Origin of the sequence: Spirosoma sp., from assembly GCF_048594605.1 — a bacterium.
In the GTDB taxonomy this organism is placed as follows: domain Bacteria; phylum Bacteroidota; class Bacteroidia; order Cytophagales; family Spirosomataceae; genus Spirosoma.
The window spans coordinates 1-6587 of sequence record NZ_JBMDWV010000261.1 but is presented as its reverse complement, the minus strand read 5'-3'; the positions used below and the strand labels follow the sequence as shown (position 1 = coordinate 6587).

Annotated in this window: 4 protein-coding genes; 1 reads left to right on the top strand and 3 read right to left on the bottom strand. The window is 47.9% G+C overall.

From position 1 onward, the window contains the following. A partial coding sequence (locus tag ACOJS8_RS16020; protein ID WP_420149552.1) for a TonB-dependent receptor occupies nt 1-2124 on the bottom strand: 2124 nt, incomplete at its 3' end. A 438-nt stretch (nt 2125-2562) separates the two neighbouring features. On the opposite strand from ACOJS8_RS16020, the gene ACOJS8_RS16015 reads away from it, so the two are divergent. Beyond that, complete coding sequence (locus tag ACOJS8_RS16015; RefSeq protein WP_420149551.1) at nt 2563-3900, top strand: DUF4249 domain-containing protein; 1338 nt, start codon at nt 2563-2565, stop codon at nt 3898-3900. Between the two features lie 115 nt (nt 3901-4015). On the opposite strand, the gene ACOJS8_RS16010 is transcribed toward ACOJS8_RS16015, so the two are convergent. Beyond that, nucleotides 4016-4381, bottom strand: a complete 366-nt coding sequence (locus ACOJS8_RS16010; protein WP_420149550.1) for a TerB family tellurite resistance protein — start codon at nt 4379-4381, stop codon at nt 4016-4018. Between the two features lie 75 nt (nt 4382-4456). Then, entirely contained in the window at nt 4457-5434 is a 978-nt protein-coding gene (locus ACOJS8_RS16005; protein ID WP_420149549.1) for a hypothetical protein, read from the bottom strand. Between the last annotated feature and the right edge of the window lie 1153 nt (nt 5435-6587).

The window sequence follows — 6587 nt, the reverse complement described above, 5'->3', positions numbered from 1 at the left end:
CCAGATGAAACCCTCTGGGGCGGTGTAGGGTCGGCCCGTACTGTAGGCAAAATTGAATGAGAAGCTGTGATGCTTTCCCTGATTGATCGTTAGGCTCATGTTTACACTGTGCGGGCGGTCGTAGTTGGCCCGGTACCAGTTACCCCCGTTAATCTGCTGCTGAAAATCAACTCCCTGGTTAACCTGATTCAGCGTGCGGGCAAAGGTGTAGTTGATCCAGCCCGTCAGTTCGCCTTTCTTCTTTGCTACCATGACTTCCAGGCCGTAGGCTTTGCTTTGGCCTGGTAGCAGTTGGGTTTCAGGGTAGGGACGTAGCAGAAAATCAGCCCCTGGTTTGTAGTCCAGAACATGCTGCGTACTGCGCCAATACACCTCTGCCGAGACTTCAAAGATGTTATTCTTTGAGTTTCGAAAATAACCCACTGACCACAACTGGCTTACCTGGGGTTGAATATGAGCGTCTGCAGTTTTCCAGCGCGCCGTAGGCAAGGGAGTTGTGGTGTTGGTAATAACCTGCAAATATTGTCGCATGAGGTTGTAGCCTAGCTTGATGGATGAATTGGGGGTCAGGACGTAGCGCAGGCCCAGCCGTGGTTCCAGACCACCGTAGTGTTGGCTTACCTGCCCGGCTGCGTAACTGGTCGAATCGACCACCGTGGTGACGTCAGCTCCTTCGCCGTCCCGGTACTTCCGAATCACTGAGGGACCAAGCTGTAGAAAATGGGAGTAGCGCAGACCCGCCGATATGGCCAGTCTATCGGACAGACTGAGCTCATCTTCGGCGTGGATAGCCAGCTCCAGGGCTTGTTCAGGGGTCGTCTTCCGGTAGTTGACGGCCAGGCTACGGCCGGGTATCAACTCGCCGGGGTTCAGTCGGTAATGGGTGCCGTTGATCCCGATCTCAAGTTTCTGATTGGCTAACTGAAGGTTCAGATTCGACTTAATCTGCCGTTGCAACAGGGATTGCTTCAAGATCACTTGGTTACCCGTACTGTCTTCGGTTGATAAAATCCGGGGAATGTACTGGGCCAATAGCGCCGTTGTCTGCACATTGACCCGGTCGTTGACGGTGTGAAACCAGCGCACCATCCCGTTGACCATTTGTTGGGCATACTGAGTGTTGACCGCATTTACATTGGCCAGGCTACCCACCAGATTAGTTTGAAACAAATCCTGACTGTAGTAGCCCATAGCCGTCAAGGTGTTTTTATCATTGACCCGCCAGAAAAGCCTAGCTGTCCCATCGCCGAATTTCGCCCGAATATTATCGAAGCGTGGGGAGACAGCCCTTAGCAGAAAGTCATTGAAGGCCCCCCGCCCCGACACCAGCAGTGCCAGCTTACCCTTGACAAGGGGCGTCTCGATCATAAGCCGGTTCGCTACAAGGCTCACTCCGCCCATTGCCTGAAACTGATTCAGATTTGGGTTTCTCAGGTGGATGTCCAGCACCGAAGCGGCCCGGCCACCGTAGCGGGCGGGTACGTTGCCTTTGTACAAATCCAGGCTTCCCACTGCGTCGGAGGGGAAAACCGAAAACAGCCCGAACATATGCGTTGGATTAAAAATGGGCGTATCGTCTAGCAGAATCAGGTTTTGATCGGTGGTGCCTCCCCGAATGTTGAGCCCATTGGCCGCTTCGCCAACGCTGGTCACACCGGGCAGCATTTGTAGGCTGCGCAGAATATCCACTTCGCCCAGCGCTGCCGGCATCTTCTTCAGGGTTGCGATGTTGATCTGACTAACGCCCAGGAGCGGCTGGCGAACATGGCGGTCATACCCTTTACTGGTGACAACCACCTCTTCCAACTGGCTGGAGACAGATGCCAATCGCACCTCAAGAAAGGTATTCTCGCGTAGGCTGATCGTTGTTCGAAAAGGTACGAAACCCAGGCTTCTAACGACCAGCACGTGTTTACCCGTCCGGGCGCTGATGGCGAAATTGCCATGGACATCTGTGTAGGTGCCGGTTGAGGTTTTTTCGTAATCGAGAATAACGGCCGCCCGCACGACGGGCAGTCCGCTGGCTGAATCCCGAACGACACCTGAGAGGCTATAAGCGGATTGAGCTGTTGCGTGACTATGCCACAAAAACAACAGAAAGCTAATAAGTATACGTTTAAGCATAGCTTGCTCAGGCTTGACCGGCAAAAGAATACTCGTTATGGAAACTATTCGTCAAATAAGAAAAAAAAACGGTTTAGTTGCTTCTGCTTTATCAACATAACAAGAGTAAATTGCATTAGCTAGTGTCGAGAATCATCGATAAGACAATACGGCAGCTCTTCTGAATTAATCTGAGTGACTGATGTTAAAGTCCGGAGTGGCTTAACCAAGTGTGGATTCGAAACAAATTAACCTCATTCATTAAGTAAAATTGCTTCATTATCCAGGTGTTTAGCGCAGTAACGGCTTTGGCAAATGCAATTAGCTTTACGTAATGAATTAAGTCAATGAATCGTCTGCCAGGTTACTACCTATAGTTTTTGAAAACGATACCGCCAAAAGTAGAACAGAACGATAACGTGGTTTTCCACCTGACCAGCATTTATACAAATTTCACTTATGCGATCAGTTGCTTTAGCGGGGTTCCTTATCTTACTGGTGCTTTACTTACCGCTCGCCTGTGTTGATCCGGAGGACAGGGTGCTATCAAGTACAAAGTCGATTCTTCTCGTAGACGGTACCATTACCGATCGAGCTGAGCCCCAAATAATAAAACTGAGTCAGGCACAGGCTGATCGACTGACAGGGCAATTTAGTACCAGACCGCTGACGAAAGCCATAGTGGAGGTTATTATCGATTCGGCTCAAGTGATTCCTTGTCAAGAGACCCTAGCGGGCAGTTATCAGCTACCGGCTGATTTTAAAGGCCAAATAGGCCATGCGTATCAACTTCGCTTTATGCTGTCGGATGGAACCCGTTATATATCTTCCCAGCAGGTGATGCCAGCAGTCCCGCCGATTGACAAAATAACGGCTCGGTTTAACCCGACTAGTTTATCCCCACAGCAACTAAATGGCTACACGGCCGCCCATGACCTCTTTGTTGATAGTCAGGATCCAGCTGATCAACATAATTATTACCGCTGGGAATGGAAACTTTGGGAACGGCAGTATTGGTGCCATAGCTGTCGACAGGGTGTTTATTCAATCTACAAGGTGCTACCCAATGTTTACCGCGCTCGGGATTACTTTGTGACGGGCACCGAACTTTATGAAGACTGTTTCAGCCCCCCGGCTGGTAAAGCGGGTGAAGAAGCGCCCGAAGTGCCTCAAGAAGACTGGATTTATGATTATGGCTGCCGGACACCGTGTTGGCAACTTATCTATGGCTACGATCTGATGGTGTTTGATGATCATCTCACAAATGGTAGCCCCATCCATCAACAACGAGTGGCTCAAATTCCTTTTTATGATACAGGGCCGGGTTTGGTCGATATAAGGCAGCTTTCACTAACGGCTGATGCCTACCGGTATTACAAGCTCTTCCAAGAACAGACCCAGCATACGGGTGGGTTAGCCGACAGTCCGCCAACGGCTTTAGGGGGTAATGTATACCAGGTAGACCATCCTCAAGTCAGATTGATAGGCTACTTCTCGGCATCAGCGGTTTCGCTGGTTCACTACTGGCTGGATCGAAACGATACGAAAGGCCTCGCTTACGGCTCGACGGGTGCGGTCGATACGTTGCGGCCTAAAGGCACTTACGGAAGTAGTGGCGATGGACTGTTCTATGCGCTCAACTCCCGTCAGCCTAGGCTAGAGCCTTCTCCACCTTACTTGGGTGAACGGGAGAAAGCTAAAGTTCGCTTATGGCCTAACGCTGACCGCCCACCTTTGGCTCCCTGTCTACAAAGTGATCACCAAACCCCTTTTAAACCGGAAGGCTGGAGGGAATAAGCTTCGTATGCCTTTAGACTTGCTCACTGATATTATTCTAAGATAGATGTTCGACTAACGATCATCAATGAGCAAATCTAAAAGCATACGGAATGATAACTTAGTCCATGAACGTTTAGGACTCAATCTTCAATTGTTGCAACTCGCGCCAGAACTGACGAATAAAGGCCCGTTCTTCTCGGGAAATTCCTTCGTGTGCCCGTGCAACACGCAGCAGAATAGTGATGAACCGTTTTTTTGTTTCTTTAGAGAGTTCAACGCGCTTGGCCGCCATTCGGCGCAGGCCAAAGGCGTAGGCTTCCTCGGCGGGCTCGCCCACATTGTCCCGTAAGAATATCGCGCAAATCGCCAAGTCGCTATAGGGCCATTTGGCCAGTATGCTACGGGCTACTTTCGACTCCTCCTGATGGAGTTGACCGTCCAGTTTGCAAAGCGCATAAATGATACTACCTAAACCCATTGCTACATCAGGGGTATACATACTTTATCGAGTTAAAAGGTTAGCTACTATTATGATTTCCAAATTGGTGAGGATTAAGCGGTAAATTAATTGAGTTCACGCATAAGCCTTAGCCGCTAAGTAATGGAACACGCGTTCATCTAAGCGGTATCGATCGTTGAGCGTCAGACTGCTGCGAGCTGTAAACAGGGCGTAATTAACGGCATTGTACAGCAGCCAACTGGAAGGGGGTAAATTCAGTAGTCGTTCTTCCAGGCGTAGGCGTTCGCGTGCCTGTTTAATTAGCTGAACGGGTAGGGGCAAGTCTCGAAGTATGTTCTCGTAATTACCCGCCATGATCGTCTGCTGGAAATGGTCATATACGCTGGCCGTCAAGGTAGATCCGGTGGTGAGGTGATCGGCCAGCAACTCATGCAACTGCTGCTGAAACAAGGGAATGGTAATGGAGCTTTGATGAAGTTTCCGAATGTCAGCTGTAGGCCGTTGTGGGCGAGCGGTAGCGGCCGGTTTCTTTGGTACTGGCGTTTTCTGCACCCCCTTTGTCCAGTGACCCAGCCAAGTCTGGTAGGAAGGTAGGTCGATAAAGGAATCGGCCCATCCCAATAGGCCATTTTGACAAACGTTCCGGTACACACTGCTGCCCAGATGCGTCGATGGATCTAGAAGAGCCGTCAGCGGTTGACCTTGAATGGCAAAGGGCGTCTTGCCGTTGTAGCTATTAGTAATGGTTAGACTTCGCTGAAGCTGCTCATTACCGACTGATATCGACGTGGGCAGGATAATGCTGATGCTGAACTCACCGGTATTAGTGTGTTTAATTAGAAGCTGATAATCTGGAATTAATTCATCGACGACTTCCTGAATGGCTCTATTAGGAATAATGGTGTAGTCGGCACTTTGAATGCCGAACAGTGTTTTGCGCCCCCCCCTCAGTTGCCCCACAATCAGCTTCTGCCGGTCAGTGGCAATAATATCATAATCTGGTAACAGATCACTTAGTAGCAGTGGTTCTACAGGAAAGCAGATGTCTTCCCAAGACGATGATAAGTTAGGCTGAGCACTAATATATGTCATAAATTTGTATTTGTATTTTTGCAATTGTAAATTTACGAGTATAAAGATAAATACCAAACACTGCTCCTATGAAAAATATCAGGCAAATTCGAAAACACGGTAATAGAGTATTGGTGGTCGTTTTGTGGATGTGACTAGCTCCCTATTGAACTGTACATCTTAGGGGGATTTATTCAAGTAAAGACTTGACCTCAAAGTGGAATAAAGAGTATCGGGTTGAGAGCGAATGGAAAATTTAAAAGCATATAACCTGTAATCGATGAATGGGCGAATAATTATACCCTTATACAAGTAGGATACTTCATGAACCATTTAAGTGAGAAAAATATGCTTACTCTTCACTCAGTGCACTCGCATGAACATACGGATTCCAACCGCTGGCTACCTTTCTGTTATCTGTTTTTTTTCGGCAGTATATGGCTGATTAGTCTGTGGGCTGAGCTTAACCGGCGAGCACACATAAAGGGTAAGCAGCAAGTCAGTTCCTGGCTTGAGTCCAAACACCCGACTAAAACGACAATGAGTTGGCTCTGGAGGCAAGTCTTACCGAATAATCCGTGAGCATAAACCGTATTGTTTAAACCTACAATCCTGTCAGTTCACCAGACCTATACTGAAATCAATAGTAACTCACTAAGCCCTAACGAAATGACTTGGTTTAACTATAGCCAACGCGTTCTGCAAAAAGTAAGCTTTGACAAAACGCTTTTCCGTAAAGAACTCCGTAAACTGCTTGGCTATTTATCACCAGGAGAGCGAATACAATTGCTACGTTGGTGTCGTATTCATAAGCCTTGGCAACAAACCACTTTTCTGCTAGCGGAATAAGCTAACTGGCTCAAACAACGTGCCGAATGGTCTGCTGATAGCAATATCGTCACAAAAACCAGTGTATCTAAATAAATAGAAATTATGAAATGAGGATTAATAGTCAGCAGAAATCAGTCGTGGAGTTCATCACATTGCCTGAATTTTTACCTGTCAAGCAAACCTATTTACCTTACTTATCGCATGTTACAGCCTCCTCACAAACAATATTACCATAGACTTGCCTTGATAAATATAAGCATCTTAGGCCTAATATAAACGAGAATATATTTGATTCTACGAATCGACTAACAGAAACAGAACGCATCATAATCCAACTAAAAAG

What these genes read in the sequence shown, in the direction of transcription:
- ACOJS8_RS16015 (WP_420149551.1), top strand. Translation starts at nt 2,563, where the DNA reads ATGCGATCAGTTGCTTTAGCGGGGTTCCTTATCTTACTGGTGCTTTAC.
- ACOJS8_RS16010 (WP_420149550.1), bottom strand. Translation starts at nt 4,381, where the DNA reads ATGTATACCCCTGATGTAGCAATGGGTTTAGGTAGTATCATTTATGCG.
- ACOJS8_RS16005 (WP_420149549.1), bottom strand. Translation starts at nt 5,434, where the DNA reads ATGACATATATTAGTGCTCAGCCTAACTTATCATCGTCTTGGGAAGAC.